Origin of the sequence: Azospirillum oleiclasticum (assembly GCF_013423485.1) — a bacterium.
GTDB lineage: Bacteria > Pseudomonadota > Alphaproteobacteria > Azospirillales > Azospirillaceae > Azospirillum > Azospirillum oleiclasticum.
Genome location: NZ_JABFFR010000014.1, coordinates 102,406 through 122,349, shown reverse-complemented (window position 1 = coordinate 122,349; position 19,944 = coordinate 102,406). Strand labels below are relative to the sequence as shown.

Here is a 19,944-nt window from a genome sequence, read left to right as displayed (position 1 = left end):
AACAGTGGCGGACGTTGGGTCTTCGCTTGCCGCAAGACCCAACGTCCTCCCCGTTACTCCGCCGCTTCCAGCCGTTCCGGCTCGGGCGCCCAGCGCAGCACCGGCTTGCGGGCTGCGGCGGTCTCGTCCAGGCGGCGGCGCGGGGTGAAGCGCGGTGCCGCCTGGAACCAGGCGGCGTCGCCCGTCTTCGCCCGCTCCGCCAGCGCCCTGAGCGCGGTGACGAACTGGTCGAGCGCGTCCTTGGACTCCGTCTCGGTCGGCTCGATCAGCAGGGCGCCGTGCACGACCAGCGGGAAATACATGGTCATGGGGTGGAAGCCCTCGTCGATCAGCGCCTTGGCGATGTCGAGCGTGCTGACCCCGGTGCCCTTCAGGAAGCGGTCGTCGAACAGGCATTCGTGCATGCACGGCCCCTCGAACGGCGCCGTCATCACGTCGTTGAGCCGCGCCATCAGGTAGTTGGCGTTGAGCACGGCGTCGCCCGACGCCTGCCACAGCCCATCCGCCCCATGGCTCAGCATGTAGGACAGCGCGCGCACGAACATGCCCATCTGGCCATGGAAGGCCTTCATCCGGCCATAGGCGGTGCCGCCCTCCCCCTCGCGCTCGACCAGCACGAAGCGGTCACCGTCCTTGCGCACGTAGGGCACCGGCACGAAGGGCGCCAGCGCCGCGGAGAAGACCACCGGGCCGGAGCCGGGGCCGCCGCCGCCGTGCGGGGTGGAGAAGGTCTTGTGCAGGTTGATGTGCATGGCGTCGATGCCGAGCTCGGCCGGCATCACCCGCCCGACGATGGCGTTGAAGTTGGCGCCGTCGCAGTAGAAGAAGGCACCGGCCGCGTGCACCACCTCGGCGATCGCGATGATGTCGCGCTCGAACAGGCCGCAGGTGTTCGGGTTGGTCAGCATGATCGCCGCCACGTCCGGACCCAGCTTGGCCTTCAGCGCCTCCAGATCGACGCGGCCCTCGGCGGTCGCCGGGATCGGATCGACGCTGTAGCCGATGGCCGCCGCGGTCGCCGGGTTGGTGCCGTGCGCGCTCTCCGGCACCAGCACGCGCTTGCGGGCACCCTCCCCGCGGTGCTCCAGCGCCGCGCGGATCGCCATCATGCCGGCCATCTCGCCATGCGCGCCGGCGGCGGGCGCCAGCGTCACCGCCGGCATGCCGGTCAGCGCCTTCAGCCAGTGGGCCAGCTCGTCCATCAGCGCCAGCGCCCCCTGCACGGTCGACTCCGGCTGGAGCGGGTGCACGTCGGCGAAGCCGGGCAGCCGCGCCATCTTCTCGTTCAGGCGCGGGTTGTGCTTCATGGTGCAGGAGCCGAGCGGGTACAGCCCGGCGTCGATCGCATAGTTCTTCTGCGACAGCCGGGTGTAGTGGCGGACCACCTGCGGCTCGGACAGGCCGGGCAGCCCGATGCTGCCGCGCGGCTTCACCGGGCCGAGGCGCAGGCCGACGTCGGGCAATGCCGGCAGATCGACGCCGCAGCGACCGGGGCTGTCCTGCTCGAAGATCAGCGGCTCCTCGATGCGCAGGCCGCGGTTGCCGGTGACGGTGTCGCCCGCCGCGGAGGTCGGGGCGGGGATGGCGGTGGGTCGTCCCTGGTTGTTCATCGTCACAGCACCTCGGCGAGCGCCTGGGCGAAGGCGTCCATGTCGGAGTCGGTGTTGGTCTCGGTCGCCGCGACCAGCAGCAGGTCGGGGTGTTCGCCGGGGAACAGGCGGGAGGCCGGCACGCCGGCCAGGATGCGGCGCTGCGCCAGCGTCTCCACCACGCCCGCGGCGGGCTTCGGCAGCTTCACCGTGAACTCGTTGAAAAAGGCGTCGTTGACGACCTCCACCCCCTTGACACCCGCCAGCTTCTCGGCGAGCTGCACGGCCTTGGCGTGGTTGAGGCGGGCGAGCCCCGCCAGCCCTTCCTCGCCCAGCAGAGAGACGTGGATGGAGAAGGCCAGCGCGCACAGGCCCGAGTTGGTGCAGATGTTGGACGTCGCCTTCTCCCGCCGGATGTGCTGCTCGCGGGTGGAGAGAGTCAGCACGAAGCCGCGCTTGCCGTCGGCGTCCACCGTCTGGCCGCAGAGCCGGCCCGGCATCTGGCGTACGTACTTCTCCTTGCAGGCGAAGAGCCCGACATACGGTCCGCCGAAGTTCAGCGGGTTGCCGAAGGACTGGCCCTCCGCCGCCACGATGTCCGCACCCATGTCGCCGGGCGGGGTCAGCAGGCCGAGCGACACGGCCTCCGTCACCACCACGATGAGGAGCGCGCCCTTGGCCTGGCAGCTCTTCGCCAGCTCCGTGTAGTCGTAGATGCGGCCGAAGACGCTGGGGTACTGCACCACCACGCAGGAGGTCTGCGCGTCCACCATGCCCGCCAGATCCTCGCCGCCGAAGGCGTCGGGCGGCAGGGTCACGGCGTCGAAACCGGTGAAGGCGGCGTCCGTCGTGGTCACGTCGCGGTAATGCGGGTGCAGCCCGCCGGACAGGATGGCCTTCTTCCGCCGGGTGATGCGGTTGGCCATCTTCACGGCCTCCGAGCAGGAGGTCGCGCCGTCGTACATGGAGGCGTTGGCGACATCCATGCCGGTCAGCAGCGCCACCTGCGTCTGGAACTCGAACAGGACCTGGAGCGTGCCCTGGCTGATTTCCGGCTGGTAGGGCGTGTAGGCGGTGAGGAACTCGCCGCGCTGGATCATGTAATCGACGGTGGACGGCACATGGTGGCGGTAGGACCCCGCCCCCAGGAAGCTCGGGCAGGACCCGGCCGCGAGGTTGCGGGCGGCCATGGAGCCGAGCAGCCGCTCCACCTCGAGCTCGCCCATGTGGCCGGGGAGCTCGGGGATCGGGCCGGAGTGGCGGGCCGCCATGGGCACGTCGCGGAACAGGTCGTCGACCGACGCGGCGCCGATGGTCGCCAGCATCGACCGCCGGTCGGACTCGGTCAGGGGCAGGTAACGCATCTCAGTGCAGTCCCTCGACGTAGGCCTTGTAGGCGTCGGCGTCCATCAGGTCGTCCAGCTCCGACGGGCTGGACAGCGTCAGCTTGAAGAACCAGCCGTCGGTCTCGGCCGCGCTGTTGACCATCGAGGGCTCCTCGACCAGCGCCCCGTTCGACTCGGTCACGGTGCCGGAGACCGGGGCGAACACGTCGCTCGCCGCCTTCACCGACTCCACCACCGCCGCCTCGCCACCCAGCGTCAGCTCGCGGCCGGCCTCCGGCAGTTCCACGAACACCACGTCGCCCAACTGCTGCTGGGCGAAGTCGGTGACGCCGACCGTGCCGACGTCGCCCTCGATGCGAACCCACTCGTGATCCTTGGTGTACTTGACGGTCATCGCCTGTCCCCTGTCCGGAAGTCCGTGTGTGTTGTCTGTCAACCGCGGTAGTAGCGCTGCGGCACGAAGGGCATGGCGGCCACCCGCGCGGCCAGCGGCTTGCCGCGCACCATGAGCTGGAGGGGCGTGTCGGCGGCGGCCGACGCGGTCTCCACATAGCCCATGGCGACCGGCGCGTTGGCGGTGGGGCCGAAGCCGCCACTGGTGACCTCGCCGATGCGGCGTCCCGCGGCGTCGGTGATCTCGGTGTGCTCGCGCGCCGGGGCGCGGCCGTCGGGGCGGATGCCCACGCGGCGGCGCGGCGCTCCCTCGGCAAGCTGCTTCAGGATGGTGTCGGCGCCGGGAAAGCCGCCCTCCTGCCGGCGGCGCTTGGACAGCGCCCATTCCAGCGCGGCCTCGACCGGCGTGGTCGTCTCGTCGATGTCGTGGCCGTAGAGGCAGAGCCCGGCTTCCAGCCGCAGCGAATCGCGGGCACCCAGCCCGATCGCCTCGACCTCCTCCTCCGCCAGCAGGCGCCGCGCGATGGGGTCGGCGTCGGCCGACGCGCAGGAGATCTCGTAGCCGTCCTCGCCCGTGTAGCCGGAGCGGGTGACGATCACCGGGATGCCGTCGAAGGTGGCCGGCAGGTAGCTCATGAAGGCCATGGTCGCGGCTTCCGGGATGAAGCGGGCGAGCACCGCCGCCGCCTCCGGCCCCTGGATCGCCATCAGCGCCGCGTCGGGCAGCGGCTCCACCTCCGCCCGGCCCTTCAGCCGCTCGGTCAGGTGGGCGATGTCGTGCTCCTTGCGGGCGGCGTTGACCACCAGGAACAGATGCCCGTCGGCGTTGGTGACCATCAGGTCATCCAGGATGCCGCCAGCCTCGTTGGTGAACAGGGTGTAGCGCATCCGCCCCGGCTTCAGCCCGCGAATGTCGCCCGGCACCAGCGACTCCAGCGCCGCCGCCGGATCGTCGCCGAACAGCCGCACCTGCCCCATGTGGGACACGTCGAACAGACCCGCGCGGGCGCGGGTGTGCTGGTGCTCCTTCATGATGCCCATGGGGTATTGCACCGGCATGTCATAGCCGGCGAAGGGTACCATGCGGGCCTTCAGCTCCAGATGGAGCCCGTGCAGCGGGGTGGTCTTGAGGGTATCAGGCGCCTCGGTCACTCCGGTTCCTCCGACGATGGTGCCATCCCCCGCGGGTTCGCGGAGGTCGGCCCCCTTCTGTCTTGGACCTGAGAGATTCACCGGGCCGCGGACGGCGCCGGCTTACTCCTTCGGTGGGATCATCGCGCCAACGAGCGCGGCGATCCGCTTTCCAGAGTGCCTGTCCCTGCGGTCCTTCTGCCTGAGAGTTTCCGGGGGCGGTTGCTCCTTCGGCGCCGCCCGGCCGGCGCATGCCCCTGTCGGGGCAGGCTCCGCGGCGGTCTCTCCCGCGAGGGATGATCGGCGTATGCGGCCTAACCTACCCGGCCGGGCGGGTTTGTCAACGGATGCGTGGACCACCCTTCGGAAAAGTTGCCCCGCTCCATACAGCCGCACTACTTCACAACCGGCTGCTCCAGTTGCTTCCGGTTGTATTCCAATTGTTCCGGGGTCAACTGGAAGCCGATGAAGATGGCCCAGTCCTTGGCGTTCACGTCCTTGGGCAGGGGGATCCTCGGGTTCAGCTCCTCCCGGTTGCCGGCGCGGTTCTTGCCCGCCGGGAAGTCCACCGTGGTGTCGAAGGCGGTCTTGATCGCCGGCTGGTCCTGGCCCGGCTTGGACATGGCGACGAAATAGGTGTACTTGGCTTGGCTGCCCTGCAGGGCCGGACCGCGCTCGGCGACCAGGAACAGGTTGACGTTGACGGTCACGCCGTCGCTGCCGTATTCGCAGTTGCCGGCGTAGTCCACCAGGGCGGCGCGGGACTCCACGTCGGTCAGATCGCGCCCGGCCCCGGGCCGGAACTGGGTCACGGTCTGGAGATCGCGGACGATGGCGACCTTCGGGCAAGCCAGCGCCAGTTCGGTCGGGGTCGGTGCCGACAGCCCCATGCTGCCGCAGCCGCCCAGCCCCACAAGGGCCGAAAGCGGCAGACAAGCGCGGGCGAAGGTTCCTATATAGGGGTGCGAACGGCGGAGCATGCGCGTTGCCTGGTGTCGTTTTCGTTGCGTCCGGCCGCGACTGTAGAGAAGCGGCGGGGCCGGCACAAGCCGCACCGCAGCATGCGTCCGCGAGAGCCTGAGAAACGGGATACGGCATGACCAGAGCGCCACTGACCATCCTGCTCGCCGCACCGCGCGGTTTCTGCGCCGGCGTCGACCGCGCGATCCAGATCGTGGAGACGGCGCTGGAGCGCTACGGCGCCCCGGTCTTCGTCCGGCACGAGATCGTCCACAACCGATTCGTGGTCGAGACGCTGGAGGCCAAGGGTGCGGTCTTCGTGGACGAGCTGCACGAGGTGCCGGACGGCCGTCCGGTGGTCTTCTCCGCCCATGGCGTGCCCAAGCAGGTGCCGGCAGAGGCCGACCGCCGCGGTCTGTTCTACCTCGACGCCACCTGCCCGCTGGTCAGCAAGGTCCACCGCGAGGTGGAACGACATTTCGAGGAGGGCAAGCGCATCGTCCTGATCGGCCACGCCGGCCATCCGGAGGTGGTCGGCACCATGGGCCAGCTTCCCGAGGATGCCGTCGTGCTGGTGGAGACGGAGGAGGACGTGGCCCGGCTCGACCTCACCGACACCGGCAACCTCGCCTACGCCACCCAGACCACCCTGTCGATCGACGAGACGGCGGGGATCGTGGCGGCGTTGCAGGCCCGTTTCCCCTCCATCTCCGGCCCGAAGAAGGAGGACATCTGCTACGCCACCACCAACCGCCAGCAGGCGGTGAAGAGCATCGCCCACCGCATCGAGGCGCTGCTGGTGCTGGGCGCGCCCAACTCCTCCAACTCCAAGCGGCTGGTCGAGGTGGCGAAGACCAGCGGCTGCGGGCGCGCCTGGCTGGTCCAGCGTGCGGCAGAGATCGACTGGGCCTGGCTGGAGGGCGTGCGCACGCTGGGCATCACCGCCGGCGCGTCGGCCCCGGAAGTGCTGGTGGAGGAGGTGGTGGACGCCATCCGCAGCCGCTTCGACGTCACGCTGGAGACGGTAACCACCGCGCAGGAGAGCATCGTCTTCAAGCTGCCCAAGGCGCTGGTCGAGGCGGCGGAGGGGCCGGCGGTGACCGCGTGAGGCGGCGCTGCCGAGATACCCCCATTTCCTGTGGATAAGTCGGTGGGCGAATCCGCAGGATTCCCGGCGTAAAGCGCCTGTTCCATGACGTTTTTGCGGCTTTGCCCATTTTTTGTGCGGCAAGCCGGATCCTTCGAAACCGCATGTTTGTTGGTTTTTGCTGGTTGCGTCGGTGCATCGGGCGGACACACGACTGTTTCAAAAAGTCAACACAGTCGTCCAGCCGATTGTGGATGATTTCTCCTGCGACCGCCCGTCGCGTTGACCGGCGGCCGGTCACCCCGACCGGTTGTTGAACAGCAACGGGATCGCCTCCTGCCCGGTCGGCGCCGGCGCACGCTCGCGGCGGCCCTTTTCCAGTCCGGTGCGGCAGGCCGCGAACTCGTGGGTGCCGGGCGTCAACCCGCGCGCGATGCAGGCGTTCGCGTCCTCCCGCGCGTGGCTGAAGTCGAGGCCGCAGCCGGCCAGGAGGGCCGGCAGCACGAGGAGGATCGGGATGGCCGTGCGCATGCGGCCATTGATGCACGCCCCCGCACCCGCCGGGCAAGCCCGGCGTTGACCGGGACGGGGAATCCCGGTAGCGCTTCGCCCATGGCCGTCTACACCGAAGTGACCGACGAGGATCTCGATGCCTTCGTCGCCGATTATGATCTGGGCTCCGTACTGTCCTGCAAGGGGATCGCGGAAGGGGTCGAGAATTCCAACTTCCTGCTGGTCACGGAGCGTGGCCCCCACATCCTGACGCTTTACGAGAAGCGGACGAAGCGGGAGGATCTGCCGTTCTTCCTGGGTCTGCTGGAGCATCTGTCCACCCGCGGCATCGCCTGCCCGCTGCCGGTGGCGGCGCGCGACGGAGTGGCTCTGCGGGAGCTGTGCGGCCGGCCGGCTGTCATCGTCACCTTCCTGTCCGGCCAGTGGCCGCGCCGCGCGCAGCCCGTCCACTGCGCGGAGGTCGGCGCGGCGCTGGCGCGGGTGCATCTCGCCGCGGCGGATTTCACCCTCACGCGGCCGAACGCGCTGGGCCTCGCCGGGTGGCGGGAGCTCTACGCCAAATGCCGTCACCGCGCGGACGAGGTGCGGCCCGGCCTGTCGGCGGAGCTGGGGGCGGAGCTGGAGCATCTCGGCCCGCGCTGGCCGGCCGACCTGCCCGCCGGCGTCATCCACGCCGACCTGTTCCCCGACAACGTCTTCTTCCGCGGGGAGGAGCTGACGGGGCTGATCGATTTCTACTTCGCCTGCAACGATGCGCTGGCCTACGACCTCGCCATCGGGCTGAACGCCTGGTGCTTCGAGGCCGACGGCGCCTTCAACGCCACCAAGGCGCGGGCCATGCTGACCGGCTACCGCAAGGTCCGCCCGCTGTCGGCGCGCGAGGTCGCGGCCCTGCCCCTGCTCTGCCGCGGCAGCGCCATCCGCTTCCTGCTGACCCGGCTCTACGACTGGCTGAACCACCCGGAGGGCGCTTTCGTGCGGCCCAAGGACCCGCTGGAATATCGGCGCAAGCTGCGCTTCCACCAGGGCGTGCGCGGCCCCGGCGACTATGGCCTGGACATGGAGGGCTGAGGGAATGGACGAACCGGCACCCGACGCCCCGCAAAACGACGCGCCGAAGGCGGTCGACATCTTCACCGACGGTGCGTGCAGCGGCAACCCCGGTCCCGGCGGCTGGGGCGCCATCCTGCGCTTCGGCGGGGTGGAGAAGGAGCTGTGCGGCGGCGAGCCCGCCACCACCAACAACCGCATGGAGCTGACCGCCGCCATCATGGCGTTGGAGGCGCTGAAGCGGCCGGTGACCGTGCGGCTCTACACCGACAGCGAGTATGTGAAGAACGGTATCACCCAGTGGATCCACGGCTGGAAGGCCAAGGGCTGGAAGACCGCCGACAAGAAGCCGGTCAAGAACATGGACCTGTGGCAGCGGCTGGACGAGGCCCGCCAGCGTCATGCCATCGAGTTCCACTGGGTGCGCGGCCACGCCGGCCACCCCGAGAACGAACGCGCCGACGCGCTCGCCCGCCAGGGTCTGGAGGAGGCGCGGCGGAAGTGAGGGGGTGCCCGGCCATACGGCCCGGCACCCTTTTTCGCTCAGACCGCCGCGATCACCGCTTCGGCCGAGGAGACCTCGAACTGGCCGGGCTTCTCGACGGCGACGTGGGTGACCTTGCCGTCATCCACGACGATGGCGAAGCGCTGGCCGCGGGTGCCCAGGCCGTGGCCCGAGGCGTCCATGGTCAGGCCGAGCGCGGTGGCGAGGGCGGCGTTGCCGTCCGGCAGCATGAACACCTTGCCGGCCACATTGTGCTTCTCGCCCCAGGCGCGCATGACGAACGGGTCGTTGACGGCGGTGCAGACGATCTCCTCGACACCCTTGGCCTTCAGGGCCTCGGCCTGCTCGACAAAGCCCGGCAGGTGCTTGGCGGAGCAGGTCGGCGTGAAGGCGCCGGGAACGGAGAACAGGACGACCTTCTTGCCTTTGAACAGGTCGGCCGTGTCGACCTCCTGCATGCCGTTGTCGGTCAGGTGCTTCAGCTTGACGGACGGAATCGTGTCGCCGACCTGGATGGCCATGTTTCCCTCCCGGGGGGTTGTGATCGAACCGGCTCCGTTCTAGCCGGGCGCGCCGCGGGCGGCAAGCTTGTCACGCCCACGGCCCGCTCGCCCGCCCCTCGCCCGCCCGTCAGCGCGCCCGCTCCAGGGCCTCCAGCACGGCCGCCTCGCTCAGCAGTTCCGGCAACGGGATGCCGGCGGGGGCGGAGGGGCCGTAGACAATGTTGAAGGGAATGCCGTAACGCCCGTGCACGGCGAGGTACTGGGCGATCCGCTCGTCGGGCCGCGTCCAGTCCGCCCGCATGGCGACGATGCCGGCCGCCGGGTCGTCCAGCCGGCGCGCCACCTCGCCGCGGCTGATCACCAGCTTCTTGTTGGCGAGGCAAGTGATGCACCACTCCGCCGTCACGTCCACAAGCACGACGCGGCCCGCCGCCACCTCCCTGCCGATGGCGGATTCGTCGAAGGGAACCCAGCGTGTGGCGGATTCGGTGGGGGCCGCGTCGGCGGCGGGCTGGAAGACCATCGGCACGCCGAAGGCGACCAGCGCCAGCGCCGCCGCCGTTCCGGCCCCGGCCCAGCGCATCCCCTCCCCCAGCCGCCGGCCGAGCCACAGGGCCAGCACCAGCGCCACCATCAGCCCGGCGACCAGCGCCGCCGTCTCCGTCCCCACCTGCACCGCCATTACCGACAGCAGCCACGCCGCGGTCAGCGCCAGCGCCGCCCCCAGGACCCGGCGCAGGGCCGCCATCCAGCGGCCGGGACGGGGCAGCAGCCGGGCCAGCCCTGGCACGGCCGCGACCAGCAGGTAGGGCAGCGCCAGCCCCACACCCAGCGCCGCGAAGACGGCCAGGATCTCGAACGCTCCGCGCGACAGGGCGAAGCCGACCGCGGTCCCCAGGAACGGCGCCGAGCAGGGGGTGGCGAGCAGCGTGGCGAAGGCCCCGGTGGCGAACGGACCGCCCAGCCCCTGCCCTTCCTGCCCGCCCAGCCGGTCGGCGACGGCGCGCGGCAGCGGCACCTCGAACACGCCCCACAGGTTGGCGGCGAACAGCGTGACCAGCACCACCATGAAGACGAGGAACAGCGGCTGCTGGAACTGGATGCCCCAGCCGACCGAGGCGCCCGCCGCCTTCAGCCCGATCATCGCCGCGGCCAGCACGAGGAAGGACGCCAGGATGCCCGCGGCCGACGCCAGGAAGCCGGCCCGCACCGCGGCGGGCGGCCGGTCCCCGTGGCGCACCACCGACAGCAGCTTCAGCGAGAGCACCGGCAGCACGCAGGGCATCAGGTTGAGGATCAGCCCGCCCAGCAGCGCCACCCCCAGCATCGCCAGCAGCCCGCGGCCGTCGGCCGCCGCGGTGGCTCCGGCGGCGACCGGGACCTGGACCTCGACCGAACGCGCGCCGTCCACGATGGTGGCGGTGACCGTCCGGCCGGCAAGGTCGACCGGGGCGGGATCCGTGGCCTTCAGGCGCAGGATGGCCCGCCGGTCGCCGTCGAGGTAGGTGACCTCAAGCGCGCCGAGGGCCACCGGCGGAACCGACTCGATGAAGACGTCCGGCGACACGAAGGGCTCGCGCGCCGTGGCCTCCACCTCCACCACCCCGCTGGCGCTGCGGATCGCGGTGATGGACAGGCCCGAGGCGCGCCCGTCGCCGGGCACCGCGGCCTCGGCCCGCGCGATGTCGTTGGCCTCCGGCCCCGGCGTGGCGGGTCCGGCCGGCAGCGACAGCCCGACTGCGACCTTCTGCGGGATGCAGATGTCGGCGCAGACGAGCAGATCGACCGACGCCTTGAGGGTGACCGGCTCTCCCGCCCGGCGCGGCACCGCGCGGATGGGGAACAGCACCTCGGCGTCGTACCCCACCGTCTCGATGCCGAGCAGGGTGAAGCGGTGTGGGGCCGGGTAGCGGTGCACGGCCGAGTCGAGGTTGTCGGACCCCGACCAATCGAAAGTGGGCGGCAACCCGGCGTCGCCGGGGCTGCGCCAGTAGGTCTTCCACCCCGGATCGAGCCGCAATTCCAGCCCCGCTGGGATCGCGTCCAGCGTTCCGGTGCCCTCCACGGCGGCGACCAGGCGGGCCTCCACCGGGCCGGCCTTCACCCACGGACCGGCTGCCGCCTCGGCCCGACCGGCCATTCCGGCGATGAGGAGGACGAGCACCCCGAATGCAAACCTTTTCATCGCGCCGGCTGTTCTCATATGTGGTTCGGGCGGGTTTTCCGCCCCGCTATTCTAGATGACAAGCCTCGGCCGGTGCTGTCACACTCCGGCGAGGAGGCCGTGGGCGGCAAGCCCTCGACACGAAGGATAAACACCCATGTCCCGTGCCACCAAGTCTTCGGAGTATCTCACAGGGCAACTCCTCATCGCCATGCCGAGCCTGCTCGACCCGCGCTTTCAGCGCACGGTCATCTATATGTGCGCTCATAATGAGGATGGCGCCATGGGATTGGTGGTCAACAAGCTGTTCGGTCAAATCACCTTCCAGGATCTGCTCGACCAGCTCGGCACGGAAATGCCGCCGGCCACCACCAACATGCCGGTGCAATATGGCGGTCCCGTGGAATCGGGGCGAGGGTTCGTCCTGCATACCACCGATTACGTGCGCGACGGCACGCTGGTGGTGGATGATGGCGTGGCGCTGACCGCGACCATCGACATCCTGCGGGCGATCGCGGAGGAGCGCGGCCCGAAGAACTGCATCCTGCTGCTGGGTTATGCCGGATGGGGTCCGGGTCAGCTCGACGCCGAGATCCAGGCGAACGGCTGGCTGAACGTGCCCTGCGACGAAGGGCTGCTGTTCGACACCGAGCTCGACGGCAAGTGGGAGCGCTCGATCGCCAAGCTGGGCGTCAGCGTCTCCATGTTGTCGGCGGAGGCCGGCCACGCCTGAGCCGGCCGGCGGCGTGGGGCGGGTCGGTGATGCCCGCCGCCACCGTGTGGGCCGGCGTGGCTTACGCCCGCGCCCCGGTGGCCTGCAGGGCGACGCCGCGGGCCTGCATGAATTCCGGAACCCGGTCGACCAGACGGTCGCCGTCATAGACGGCCCAGAAGCTCTGGAACCCGGCATCCTCGTAATGGAGCGAGACCTTCCGGTCACCGCGCTGCAGGATGAAATGCTTGGACGTCTGCTGCGTCCACACAGGTTTCTCGGTCATGGAACGCTCTTACGGATCAACGCGTACGGATCAACGCGACTGCCCCCGATGGTGGGCCGATCGCGTTAATTGTTCGTGAAGCCGACGGTCCATGGCCTAGGGAATAAGAGGTATACGCCCCCCGGACGGCGGAGACGTCCTAGTCCTCCCCACCCATCTGGCCTTCCTTGAAGCGGAAGGGATTGGCGGGGTAGACGCCGAGGATCTTCACGTCGCGGGCGAAGAAATCCAGCTCCTCAAGCGCCAGCCGCAGGGGCCGCTCGTCGGGGTGGCCTTCCACGTCGGCGTAGAACTGCACGGCGGTGAACCGGCCGCCGAGCATGTAGCTCTCCAGCTTCGTCATGTTGACGCCGTTGGTGGCGAAGCCGCCCAGCGCCTTGTAAAGCGCCGCCGGCACGCTGCGCACCCGGAACACGAAGCTGGTCACCACCGGGCCGGAGCCGGCGGGCGGCACCTTCGGCTCGCGCGCCAGGATCACGAAGCGGGTGGTGTTGTGCTGGGCGTCCTCGACGTCGGCCTTGAGGATGTCGAGCCCGTAGATCTCCGCGGCCAGCGAGGAGGCGATGGCGGCGTGCCGCGGGTCACCCAGCTTCGCGATCTCGGCTGCCGCACCCGCGGTGTCGGCGTGGGTGATGGCGCGGATGCCCAGCGCGCGTATGGCGTTGCGGCACTGACTGAGCGCCTGGATGTGGCTGCGCACCGTCTCCAGCCCCGCCAGCGTCGCCCCCTTGGGCGCCAGGAGCTGGTGGTTCACGCGCTGGAAATGCTCGCCCACGATGTGCAGCCCGCCTTCGGGCAGCAGGTGGTGGATGTCGGCGACGCGGCCGGCGACCGAATTCTCCACCGGGATCATGGCGAGCCGCGCCCGCCCCTCGTGCACCGCGGCGAAGGCGTCCTCGAAGGAGGCGCAGGGCAGAGTCGTCATCTCTGGCAAGACGCTGCGGCAGGACAGGTCGGAATAGGCCCCGGGCAGGCCCTGGAAGGCGATGGTGTTGGCGGACATGGCGGCCGGGGTCTCTTCAGGCTGCGGAAGGGGACGGCGCCAGGGCGATCCGGGCACGTTCAAGGTCGGCCGGAGTATCGACGCCGAGCGGAACCGCGTCAACGACGGCCGCGTCGATGCGCATGCCGTTGGCGAGCGCACGGAGCTGCTCCAGCCGTTCGCGCTGCTCCAGCGCCGCCGGCGGCAGCGACACGAAACGCTCCAGCGCGTCGCGGCGGTAGGCGTAGAGCCCGACATGGTGGAACAGCGGCCCGTCGCCCCAGGGCGCGGTGGCACGGGTGAAGTAGAGCGCGCGCCCCCGCGTGGCGCCGGGGGCCAGCTCGACCACCGCCTTGACGACGTTGGGATCGGTACGCTCCCCCTCCCGCGTGATGGGAACGACGAGGGTGGACAGGTCCACCAGGGGGTCGGCCAGCGTGTCGAAGGCGACGCGCACCAGCGCCGGGTCGATGGTGGGCAGGTCGCCCTGCACGTTCACCACCGCGTCGTGCGCGCGGTCGGGGTCGATCAGGTTCACCGCCTCGAAGATGCGGTCGGAACCGGAGGGGTGGTCCGGCCGGGTCAGCACGGCGCGACCACCGGCGGCCTCCACCGCCACGGCGATCTCCGGCTCGCCCACCGCGACCACCACCGGGCCGATACCCGCCTCCATCGCGCGGCGCCAGACATGCACGATCATCGGCACGCCGTGGATGTCCGCCAACGGCTTGCCGGGCAGGCGCGAGGAGGCCATGCGGGCCGGAACGACCACGATCGGGTTGGCCGGGGCCTTGACCCGAGCGGCGGCGGGAACAATGGTCATGGCGGTGGCCTCCTCAGCCTGAACCTTCTCGCGCGCGTAGCCACGCGCGAGCGCGGGTGAAGCATGGATCGGCACCGCCGTCAAGCTGCCGCCCCCAACACCGCGCAACAACGTCGCCGGTCGGTCCAGGGTGCGGGTGACAAGCCGCATTCGCCGCGCTATGGTGCCGCCGCCGCAAGAGCGCATGCTGTCGCAAAGAGGGATCGAGACGCAATGTCGAGCATGGAGTGGAACAAGGTTTTCGGCGCGGTCCTCCTCGCCGGGCTCATCGCGATGATGAGCGGCTTCATCGCCGAGGTTCTGGTGCACCCCCACAAGCTCCATGAACCCGCCTACATGGTCGCCATGCCCGAAGGCAGCGGCACCGGCCAACCCGCGCAGGAACAGCCGGCCGGCCCGGCGCCGATCGCTCCGCTGCTGGCGTCCGCCGACCCCGAGGCCGGCAAGGCAGCGACCAAGGCCTGCGCCGCCTGCCACACCTTCGAGAAGGGCGGCGCCAACAAGGTTGGCCCGAACCTGTACGGCGTCGTCGGCGCGGCGCACGGCCATGTCGATGGTTTCGCGTATTCGGCGGCGCTCAAGGGCATCCAGGGCCCGTGGGATTACGAGGGTCTGAACAAGTTCCTCGCCAACCCCAAGGGCTATGTTCCCGGCACCAAGATGAGCTTTGCCGGCATCAAGTCCGACAAGGACCGCGCCAACGTCATCGCCTATCTGCGCTCGTTGGCCGACAGCCCGGCGCCGCTGCCCTGACCGGCGGCGCCGTCACGGCGCCCGCAAGATTCCGCGCACCGACCCCGCCCGCCACTCCGGCCGGCGGGGTCTTTCTTTTGCGGTACCCCGACCCGGCATGCCCTCTTCATCGAACGAACAGATGGGTCCTAGTACCGGGTCCGTATTTGGTCTGAATTGCCGCTCCCGATAGCAATTGCTAAAAAGTTCGGCAGGCGCCAACGCCGCACTCCGGGAGGGTCCACCGTGCTCCACACCTTGGGTACCGACACCGACCGTCACCACGAGGCCATCGTCGGCCTCGAGAAGCGCCTTCAGCGCGATCAACTGTCAGGTCGCGACATCACCATCGCCCGCATCGTGCTGATGCAGCACTACGCCGCCTACGCCGCCGCCACCGTGCAGCGGATCGGCGGCAGCCTGGACGAGTTCAAGAACCTGACCGACGTGAACAACGCCATCCCGTTGTCGGGACGCGGCGCGCGCAGGCACTGAGTCGCCCGACGGCGCCGGGGACGCACGCCCCCGGCGTCACGCGGCGTCAGCCCTTGCGCGCCGTTGGCGACACATCGCCCTCCGACGCCAACGCCGGCATGTAGGGAGTGTCGGCCAGCCCGTTGACCTTCGCGGCCATCACGAAGTCGTTCTCGTGCAGGCCGCGGATTTTGTGCGTCCAGAACTTCACCGTGCAATAGCCCCAGCCGTAATTGATGTCGGCGTGGTGCCCCTCCGCCTCGCACACGCCGCCGACGCGCACGGCGAAATCCTGCGCCGCCGCGAAGTCGCCGAATTTGAACGTGCGCACGAGATGGTCCGGGTCGCTGCCCAGCGACCAGCCGGGGACCTGGACCAGATAGGTTTCGGCCATCTCCCGGTCCATCGGCGGGATTCCGCCCCGGCACGGTTCGCAGGTCTTCGCCGCCAGATCGGTTGCTTCGGCCGTCATGTCCCCTCTCCTCCTCGGGTGTGTTTCATCGCCTTCACTCCTGGCGTCTTCAATCCTGGTGGCGCGCCGCGGTTCCGGCAAGGTGCCGGCGGCGGTTGTGGCGGCGCGCGGGGCGGGATATACGCGGCCGGCGAGACCGCCCCACCGCCGGGGCTGTTGTCCCGTCACGCTTCGCCAGGAGAGCACCCGCCCATGACCGCCACCACCGGCTGGCCCTTTGTCGAGTTCCAGATCCCCGCCGATCCGCCGGCCGGCCTCCGGCTCGCCATCATCGGCGAGGCGCCGGGGGCGGAGGAGGCGCGTCAGGGCCGCCCCTTCGTCGGGCGCAGCGGCAGGCTGCTGGACGAGACCCTGGCCGCCGCCGGCATCGACCGCGCCCGCTGTCTGGTCGGCAACGTCTTCCGCTACCAGCCGCCCGGAAACAAGGTCGGGCTGTTCTTCGCGTCCCGCACGCGCGCGAAGAAGGAGGGGCGCGCCATCGACGAGCGCTGGGGGCCGTTCGGCACGTCGGACTGGGTGCTCGCCGACTTCTCCGGCGAACTGGACCACCTCCGGCAGGCGCTGGAATCCTTCGCCCCCACCGCCATCGTGGCGCTGGGGCGCACGCCCACCTGGGCGCTGACCGGGCAGAACGGCATCATGCAGCTGCGCGGCACGGTGCTGCCCTGCCGCCTGCTGGCCGGGGCGGTGGTGGTGCCGACCTTCCACCCCAGCTACATCCTGCGCGGCCAGCTCGCCGAGCAGCCGACGTTCCTGGCCGACCTGAAGCTGGCCGCCGCACGGAGCGGGTGATCGCCGCGCACCAATCCACCCGGAACCACACGGGGCGTGCCCGGTTGAGCCACCGACGGCAACAACCGAACGGAGCACGACCGATGCCACGCACCCTGATTCCCCTGCTCGCCGCGGGGGTCGCGGCGCTGTCGCTGGCAGCCTGCGACACGACTGGCAGCGACCGGTCCGCCGGGACCTCCGGATCGACGACCAGGCCGGCGGCGGGGTCGACCTACGGCACCGGAAGCTCGCCGGGATCGAACCCGGCGACCGGGTCCTCCAACATCCCCGATTACGCCGATCCGGCTGCGAACCAAGGCGTGTCGCCGCCCTACTCGCCGGAGCGCAACCCTTCCGGCAACTCGCGGTAACCCGCCCGGCGGGGGCGCTGGCGCGCAACCTTCCGCCGCGCCGCGCGTTGCAACGCCATCGCTTCCATCCGGAAAGGATACGCACCCATGATGGCGACTGTTCTGCGCGGTGTGGTGGTTGCGGGCGGGGCCGCCCTGCTGCTCGCCGCTTGCGGGTCGGACACCACGCGTTCGACGACGACCACCAGCACCACCACCTCCACCATGCCCAGTGCCGGCAGCAGCACGACGACTGTGCTCCCGCCCGCCACCGGCAGCAGCACGACCGAGCGCCGCACCACCACCACGGTGGACGACTGACGCCGATACCGCCGGTCCAGCGCCGTCACGCCCGCCGCGCCGTGCCTCCCGGCAGCAGGCGGGCGAGACGGCGCAGGCCGGCCACCTGCTGGCGCAGCAGGCCGTCGCCGAAATCATCGTCGATGATGCCGGTGGCGGGATAGACGTCACGGCGGAAATCCGCCGTACCGAACAGCATGTCCCACACCGGGAAGAGCACTGCGAAGTTGCAGGAGCGCATCTCCGCGTTGGTGTAATCGCCGATGGCGTGGTGTGCCCGGTGATAACGCGGGCTGACCAGCAGCCGCTCCCCCACCGGGCCGAAATCAAGCCGCGCGTTGGCGTGCGACAGGCTCTCCACCAGCCCCAGAACCACCGCGACCCAGGCGTAAGCGGCCGGCGGCAGCCCGACCAACGTGCCGACCACAACCATGATCAGGGCGATCAATGCGTCGTCCAGCAGGTGGTTGCGGTCGTTGGACCACAGCGTCATGTGCCGCTGGCTGTGGTGCAGCGCGTGCAAAGCCCACCAGGCTGTCAGCCCATGCTGCCCGCGGTGCACCCAGTACATGACGAAATCCAGCACCAGCACATAGACCGCCAGTTCCAGCCCCGGCCAGTCCCGCAGCGGCGGCAAAGCGTCGAGCAGCGAGCCGCGCGGCAACCCGAACGCCATCAGAAGATGTGTGAAGGCGATTTCCACCGGATCGGTGAACGCGAAGGCGATCAGCCCGAACAGGCCAAGCCGGTGGATCAGCGTGTAGGCGACATCCGCCGCCACCGCCCGCCACGGCCCCGGCGCCTCCACCGCGCGCAGCCGCTCCAGCGGCGCCAGCAGCGCCACCATGGCGACCACGCCGATGGCCCCCATCAGCATGATGCCGGTCGCCGTGTAGGCGTCCTCGATGTAGGCGGCGAAGCCCAGGGCGTAGACCAGCGGCTGCACCACCAGCTCCCAGGCCCGGTCCTGGAGCCAGAGGAAGCCATCGACGAGCGCGTCGCCCATCGCCGTCACCCCGTCCTGTCCATCATGGTCGCGAAGCAGAAGCCGCGGGCGGTCAGCCCGTCGAGCAGCGGTTCCAGCACATCGACGAACGGCTCCTTCCGCGAGCGGATGCCGAGATGCATCATCAGGATGTCGCCGTCGCGGATGTTGGCCAGCGCCTTGCGCAGCAGCTCGGCATTGGGGTGGCGGTCGGACGGCAGCTCGTCGCCCAGGAAGCCCGCCTTCGACCAGCCGACATGCTGCGCAAAGCCGCAGCCCGGCGCCCAGTCCAGGCTGTTCCTGGTGGTGCGTCCACCGGGGGCCCGCCAGATCGGATCGAAGCCGCGGCCGGTCATCGTGCGGAAGCGGTCGCCGACGTCGGCCAGCTCGTGGCAGAAAGCGGCGCGGTCGAGCACGCGGCTGCGCCCCTCGGCGGAGCGGTAGAGGATGCCGTCCGGCCGGTCCTCCCGCAGGTACCAGTGGTTGACGGTGTGGCTGCCGAAGGCGTGCCCCTCCGCCACCCGGGCCTTCCAGTAGCCGGTCCAGCGCGCGTCGAGCGGCGTGCCGCCGTCGTAGGTCGGCTCCGCCGCGATGAAGAAGGTGGCGCGGATCGAGCGCGCCTTGAGGATGCCGGCGATGCGCTCCGCCGCGATCATGCTGCCGGTGTCGAGCGTGAGGCGCAGCGTGCCCTTGCAGTCGGCGGCGCCGGCCGTCGCCGCGGAGAGACCGGCCAGGGCGGCCAGCGCGCCTGCCGCCGCGCGGCGCAGGCTACTCCACATAGACGCCGTGCGGCGAGCGGCCGACCGGGATCGACATAACCACCCGCCGCTCCACCGGGTCGTAGACATGCACCTTGCCGCGCCAGCGCGCGGTGACCCAGAGCTGCCGCCCGTCGGGGGAGAACATCATGCAGTCCGGCCCGCCGGGGATGCCGATGGTGTCCACCACCGTGAAGCTGCGCTGGTCGATCACCGAGATGGTGTTGACGCTGCGGTTGGAGACCAGCGCGAAGGGCTTGCCCGGCACCTGGAGGATGTTGTGCGAACCCTTGCCGGTGGGGATTCGCCCGACGATGGCGGCCTTGCGCCACTCCACCACCGCCACGTCGGACTGGCCCATCACGCCGACCAGCAGATGGTTGCCGTCCGGCGTCAGCAGCACGCCGGCCGGCGTGTCGCCCACCTTGATGCGCCAGTCGATGGCCTGGGTCTCCAGATCGACCTGCGCCAGTTCGTCATGCCCCTGGAGGGTGACGAAGACCTTCCGCGAATCCGCGTCGAAGGCGAGGTGGCTCGGCATGCCGCCCACCACGATGCGCTTGACCAGCGACAGGTCGCCCGCCCGGTAGATGTCGAGGTGGCCGAGCCGCAGCCCGTTCACTACCAGCCAGCGCTGGTCGGGGCTGTAGCCGGCGAGGTAAGGGTTTACGATGTTGCCGCGCCGTTCCTGGATTCGGCCGCTTTCGCGGTCGATGTAGACGAGGTCGTCGCCGCGGGTGTTGGCGACGATCAGCCGGCCGTCCGGCGAGACCATCCAATGATGCGGCTCCTTCCCCACTGGAACGGTGGCGGAGACGGTCATCGTCGTCCCGTTGATGACGCTGACGCTGTCGGATTCGGAATTCAGCACGACGGCCAGCCGCGCCGGCCCGCCTCCCGGCAACGGGTCGGGCATCCAGGCGGGCGCCGCGGCGACCGCGGTGGACGGCGGCAGCGAGGCCACCAACGGGTCCGCGCCGCGGGCGCCATCAGTGGCCCCGACCAAGAGAAAGGCCGCCGCCACGGCGGCCACGCCACGCCAGCGCACACTCATG

24 protein-coding genes and 1 riboswitch are annotated in these 19,944 nt (G+C 70.2%); of the genes, 9 read left to right on the top strand and 15 right to left on the bottom strand.

Going from position 1 to position 19,944, the window contains the following annotated elements:
* Positions 1–53: 53 nt before the first annotated feature.
* The 5 genes from gcvPB to HL658_RS17210 form a co-directional block, all read right to left on the bottom strand.
* Positions 54–1,610, bottom strand: coding sequence for an aminomethyl-transferring glycine dehydrogenase subunit GcvPB (gene gcvPB / locus HL658_RS17230; RefSeq protein ID WP_180283556.1), 1,557 nt, complete (start codon positions 1,608–1,610; stop codon positions 54–56).
* 2 nt (positions 1,611–1,612) lie between these two features.
* Positions 1,613–2,953 (bottom strand): aminomethyl-transferring glycine dehydrogenase subunit GcvPA, encoded by a 1,341-nt coding sequence (gcvPA, locus tag HL658_RS17225; protein WP_180283555.1) that lies wholly within the window; start codon positions 2,951–2,953, stop codon positions 1,613–1,615.
* 1 nt (position 2,954) lies between these two features.
* Entirely contained in the window at positions 2,955–3,329 is a 375-nt protein-coding gene (gene gcvH / locus HL658_RS17220) for a glycine cleavage system protein GcvH (protein ID WP_180283554.1), read from the bottom strand.
* 38 nt (positions 3,330–3,367) lie between these two features.
* Complete coding sequence (gene gcvT, locus HL658_RS17215) at positions 3,368–4,480, bottom strand: glycine cleavage system aminomethyltransferase GcvT (RefSeq protein WP_180283553.1); 1,113 nt, start codon at positions 4,478–4,480, stop codon at positions 3,368–3,370.
* A gap of 159 nt (positions 4,481–4,639) precedes the next feature.
* Positions 4,640–4,759: riboswitch (glycine riboswitch) on the bottom strand.
* Between the two features lie 95 nt (positions 4,760–4,854).
* Positions 4,855–5,439, bottom strand: coding sequence for a hypothetical protein (locus HL658_RS17210; RefSeq protein WP_180283552.1), 585 nt, complete (start codon positions 5,437–5,439; stop codon positions 4,855–4,857).
* Between the two features lie 116 nt (positions 5,440–5,555).
* Between HL658_RS17210 and ispH the strand changes: the two genes are divergently transcribed.
* Entirely contained in the window at positions 5,556–6,527 is a 972-nt protein-coding gene (gene ispH, locus HL658_RS17205; RefSeq protein WP_180283551.1) for a 4-hydroxy-3-methylbut-2-enyl diphosphate reductase, read from the top strand.
* A gap of 276 nt (positions 6,528–6,803) precedes the next feature.
* Here ispH and HL658_RS17200 read toward each other — a convergent pair whose 3' ends face one another.
* Positions 6,804–7,037 (bottom strand): hypothetical protein, encoded by a 234-nt coding sequence (locus HL658_RS17200; RefSeq protein ID WP_180283550.1) that lies wholly within the window; start codon positions 7,035–7,037, stop codon positions 6,804–6,806.
* A gap of 81 nt (positions 7,038–7,118) precedes the next feature.
* On the opposite strand from HL658_RS17200, the gene HL658_RS17195 reads away from it, so the two are divergent.
* Together HL658_RS17195 and rnhA are read left to right on the top strand one after the other, a co-directional pair.
* Positions 7,119–8,090, top strand: coding sequence for a homoserine kinase (locus HL658_RS17195; protein WP_180283549.1), 972 nt, complete (start codon positions 7,119–7,121; stop codon positions 8,088–8,090).
* 4 nt (positions 8,091–8,094) lie between these two features.
* On the top strand, positions 8,095–8,574 hold the full coding sequence (gene rnhA / locus HL658_RS17190; RefSeq protein WP_180283548.1) for a ribonuclease HI: 480 nt from the start codon (positions 8,095–8,097) through the stop codon (positions 8,572–8,574).
* A 38-nt stretch (positions 8,575–8,612) separates the two neighbouring features.
* On the opposite strand, the gene HL658_RS17185 is transcribed toward rnhA, so the two are convergent.
* On the bottom strand, positions 8,613–9,095 hold the full coding sequence (locus HL658_RS17185; protein ID WP_180283547.1) for a peroxiredoxin: 483 nt from the start codon (positions 9,093–9,095) through the stop codon (positions 8,613–8,615).
* Between the two features lie 109 nt (positions 9,096–9,204).
* Complete coding sequence (locus HL658_RS17180; RefSeq protein ID WP_180283546.1) at positions 9,205–11,262, bottom strand: protein-disulfide reductase DsbD family protein; 2,058 nt, start codon at positions 11,260–11,262, stop codon at positions 9,205–9,207.
* Between the two features lie 136 nt (positions 11,263–11,398).
* On the opposite strand from HL658_RS17180, the gene HL658_RS17175 reads away from it, so the two are divergent.
* A complete protein-coding gene (locus tag HL658_RS17175; protein WP_180283545.1) occupies positions 11,399–11,974 on the top strand; it encodes a YqgE/AlgH family protein in 576 nt (191 codons plus the stop codon).
* A gap of 61 nt (positions 11,975–12,035) precedes the next feature.
* On the opposite strand, the gene HL658_RS17170 is transcribed toward HL658_RS17175, so the two are convergent.
* From HL658_RS17170 to HL658_RS17160, 3 genes are all read right to left on the bottom strand, one after another.
* The gene (locus HL658_RS17170; protein WP_180283544.1) at positions 12,036–12,239 is read right to left on the bottom strand and encodes a hypothetical protein; all 204 of its coding nucleotides are present in this window, start codon (positions 12,237–12,239) and stop codon (positions 12,036–12,038) included.
* 139 nt (positions 12,240–12,378) lie between these two features.
* Positions 12,379–13,242: a prephenate dehydratase gene (locus HL658_RS17165; protein WP_180283543.1), complete on the bottom strand. Its 864-nt coding sequence runs from the start codon at positions 13,240–13,242 to the stop codon at positions 12,379–12,381.
* Positions 13,243–13,258: 16 nt separating this feature from the next.
* Positions 13,259–14,044, bottom strand: coding sequence for a 3-deoxy-manno-octulosonate cytidylyltransferase (locus HL658_RS17160; RefSeq protein WP_180283542.1), 786 nt, complete (start codon positions 14,042–14,044; stop codon positions 13,259–13,261).
* Positions 14,045–14,257: 213 nt separating this feature from the next.
* Here HL658_RS17160 and HL658_RS17155 point away from each other — a divergent pair, with 213 nt between their 5' ends.
* Together HL658_RS17155 and HL658_RS17150 are read left to right on the top strand one after the other, a co-directional pair.
* Complete coding sequence (locus HL658_RS17155) at positions 14,258–14,797, top strand: c-type cytochrome (protein WP_180283541.1); 540 nt, start codon at positions 14,258–14,260, stop codon at positions 14,795–14,797.
* A 225-nt stretch (positions 14,798–15,022) separates the two neighbouring features.
* Positions 15,023–15,271: a hypothetical protein gene (locus HL658_RS17150; RefSeq protein ID WP_180283540.1), complete on the top strand. Its 249-nt coding sequence runs from the start codon at positions 15,023–15,025 to the stop codon at positions 15,269–15,271.
* Positions 15,272–15,317: 46 nt separating this feature from the next.
* Here the strand turns inward: HL658_RS17150 and HL658_RS17145 are convergent, their stop codons facing one another.
* Positions 15,318–15,722, bottom strand: coding sequence for a 4a-hydroxytetrahydrobiopterin dehydratase (locus HL658_RS17145; RefSeq protein ID WP_180283539.1), 405 nt, complete (start codon positions 15,720–15,722; stop codon positions 15,318–15,320).
* Between the two features lie 192 nt (positions 15,723–15,914).
* On the opposite strand from HL658_RS17145, the gene HL658_RS17140 reads away from it, so the two are divergent.
* From HL658_RS17140 to HL658_RS17130, 3 genes are all read left to right on the top strand, one after another.
* Entirely contained in the window at positions 15,915–16,514 is a 600-nt protein-coding gene (locus HL658_RS17140; RefSeq protein WP_180283538.1) for a uracil-DNA glycosylase, read from the top strand.
* Positions 16,515–16,597: 83 nt separating this feature from the next.
* Positions 16,598–16,867, top strand: a complete 270-nt coding sequence (locus tag HL658_RS17135) for a hypothetical protein (protein ID WP_180283537.1) — start codon at positions 16,598–16,600, stop codon at positions 16,865–16,867.
* An 87-nt stretch (positions 16,868–16,954) separates the two neighbouring features.
* Positions 16,955–17,167 (top strand): hypothetical protein, encoded by a 213-nt coding sequence (locus tag HL658_RS17130; RefSeq protein ID WP_246337656.1) that lies wholly within the window; start codon positions 16,955–16,957, stop codon positions 17,165–17,167.
* Between the two features lie 25 nt (positions 17,168–17,192).
* Here HL658_RS17130 and HL658_RS17125 read toward each other — a convergent pair whose 3' ends face one another.
* The 3 genes from HL658_RS17125 to HL658_RS17115 are packed head-to-tail and all read right to left on the bottom strand — an operon-like array spanning position 17,193 to position 19,943.
* Positions 17,193–18,152 carry a sterol desaturase family protein gene (locus HL658_RS17125; RefSeq protein ID WP_180283536.1) on the bottom strand — a complete coding sequence of 320 codons (960 nt, stop codon included), beginning with the start codon at positions 18,150–18,152 and terminating at the stop codon, positions 17,193–17,195.
* Between the two features lie 5 nt (positions 18,153–18,157).
* The gene (locus tag HL658_RS17120) at positions 18,158–18,910 is read right to left on the bottom strand and encodes a polysaccharide deacetylase family protein (RefSeq protein WP_180283535.1); all 753 of its coding nucleotides are present in this window, start codon (positions 18,908–18,910) and stop codon (positions 18,158–18,160) included.
* The gene (locus HL658_RS17115) at positions 18,900–19,943 is read right to left on the bottom strand and encodes a YncE family protein (RefSeq protein WP_211109768.1); all 1,044 of its coding nucleotides are present in this window, start codon (positions 19,941–19,943) and stop codon (positions 18,900–18,902) included. The genes HL658_RS17120 and HL658_RS17115 overlap by 11 nt, the downstream gene beginning before the upstream one ends.
* Between the last annotated feature and the right edge of the window lies 1 nt (position 19,944).

What these genes read in the sequence shown, in the direction of transcription:
- HL658_RS17170 (WP_180283544.1), bottom strand. Translation starts at nt 12,239, where the DNA reads ATGACCGAGAAACCTGTGTGGACGCAGCAGACGTCCAAGCATTTCATC.
- HL658_RS17155 (WP_180283541.1), top strand. Translation starts at nt 14,258, where the DNA reads ATGTCGAGCATGGAGTGGAACAAGGTTTTCGGCGCGGTCCTCCTCGCC.
- ispH (WP_180283551.1), top strand. Translation starts at nt 5,556, where the DNA reads ATGACCAGAGCGCCACTGACCATCCTGCTCGCCGCACCGCGCGGTTTC.
- HL658_RS17195 (WP_180283549.1), top strand. Translation starts at nt 7,119, where the DNA reads ATGGCCGTCTACACCGAAGTGACCGACGAGGATCTCGATGCCTTCGTC.
- HL658_RS17200 (WP_180283550.1), bottom strand. Translation starts at nt 7,037, where the DNA reads ATGCGCACGGCCATCCCGATCCTCCTCGTGCTGCCGGCCCTCCTGGCC.
- HL658_RS17180 (WP_180283546.1), bottom strand. Translation starts at nt 11,262, where the DNA reads ATGAAAAGGTTTGCATTCGGGGTGCTCGTCCTCCTCATCGCCGGAATG.
- HL658_RS17145 (WP_180283539.1), bottom strand. Translation starts at nt 15,722, where the DNA reads ATGACGGCCGAAGCAACCGATCTGGCGGCGAAGACCTGCGAACCGTGC.
- HL658_RS17125 (WP_180283536.1), bottom strand. Translation starts at nt 18,152, where the DNA reads ATGGGCGACGCGCTCGTCGATGGCTTCCTCTGGCTCCAGGACCGGGCC.
- HL658_RS17160 (WP_180283542.1), bottom strand. Translation starts at nt 14,044, where the DNA reads ATGACCATTGTTCCCGCCGCCGCTCGGGTCAAGGCCCCGGCCAACCCG.
- HL658_RS17175 (WP_180283545.1), top strand. Translation starts at nt 11,399, where the DNA reads ATGTCCCGTGCCACCAAGTCTTCGGAGTATCTCACAGGGCAACTCCTC.
- HL658_RS17210 (WP_180283552.1), bottom strand. Translation starts at nt 5,439, where the DNA reads ATGCTCCGCCGTTCGCACCCCTATATAGGAACCTTCGCCCGCGCTTGT.
- HL658_RS17185 (WP_180283547.1), bottom strand. Translation starts at nt 9,095, where the DNA reads ATGGCCATCCAGGTCGGCGACACGATTCCGTCCGTCAAGCTGAAGCAC.
- gcvH (WP_180283554.1), bottom strand. Translation starts at nt 3,329, where the DNA reads ATGACCGTCAAGTACACCAAGGATCACGAGTGGGTTCGCATCGAGGGC.
- rnhA (WP_180283548.1), top strand. Translation starts at nt 8,095, where the DNA reads ATGGACGAACCGGCACCCGACGCCCCGCAAAACGACGCGCCGAAGGCG.
- HL658_RS17120 (WP_180283535.1), bottom strand. Translation starts at nt 18,910, where the DNA reads ATGTGGAGTAGCCTGCGCCGCGCGGCGGCAGGCGCGCTGGCCGCCCTG.
- HL658_RS17130 (WP_246337656.1), top strand. Translation starts at nt 16,955, where the DNA reads ATGATGGCGACTGTTCTGCGCGGTGTGGTGGTTGCGGGCGGGGCCGCC.
- HL658_RS17135 (WP_180283537.1), top strand. Translation starts at nt 16,598, where the DNA reads ATGCCACGCACCCTGATTCCCCTGCTCGCCGCGGGGGTCGCGGCGCTG.
- HL658_RS17140 (WP_180283538.1), top strand. Translation starts at nt 15,915, where the DNA reads ATGACCGCCACCACCGGCTGGCCCTTTGTCGAGTTCCAGATCCCCGCC.
- HL658_RS17115 (WP_211109768.1), bottom strand. Translation starts at nt 19,943, where the DNA reads ATGAGTGTGCGCTGGCGTGGCGTGGCCGCCGTGGCGGCGGCCTTTCTC.
- HL658_RS17165 (WP_180283543.1), bottom strand. Translation starts at nt 13,242, where the DNA reads ATGTCCGCCAACACCATCGCCTTCCAGGGCCTGCCCGGGGCCTATTCC.
- gcvPB (WP_180283556.1), bottom strand. Translation starts at nt 1,610, where the DNA reads ATGAACAACCAGGGACGACCCACCGCCATCCCCGCCCCGACCTCCGCG.
- gcvPA (WP_180283555.1), bottom strand. Translation starts at nt 2,953, where the DNA reads ATGCGTTACCTGCCCCTGACCGAGTCCGACCGGCGGTCGATGCTGGCG.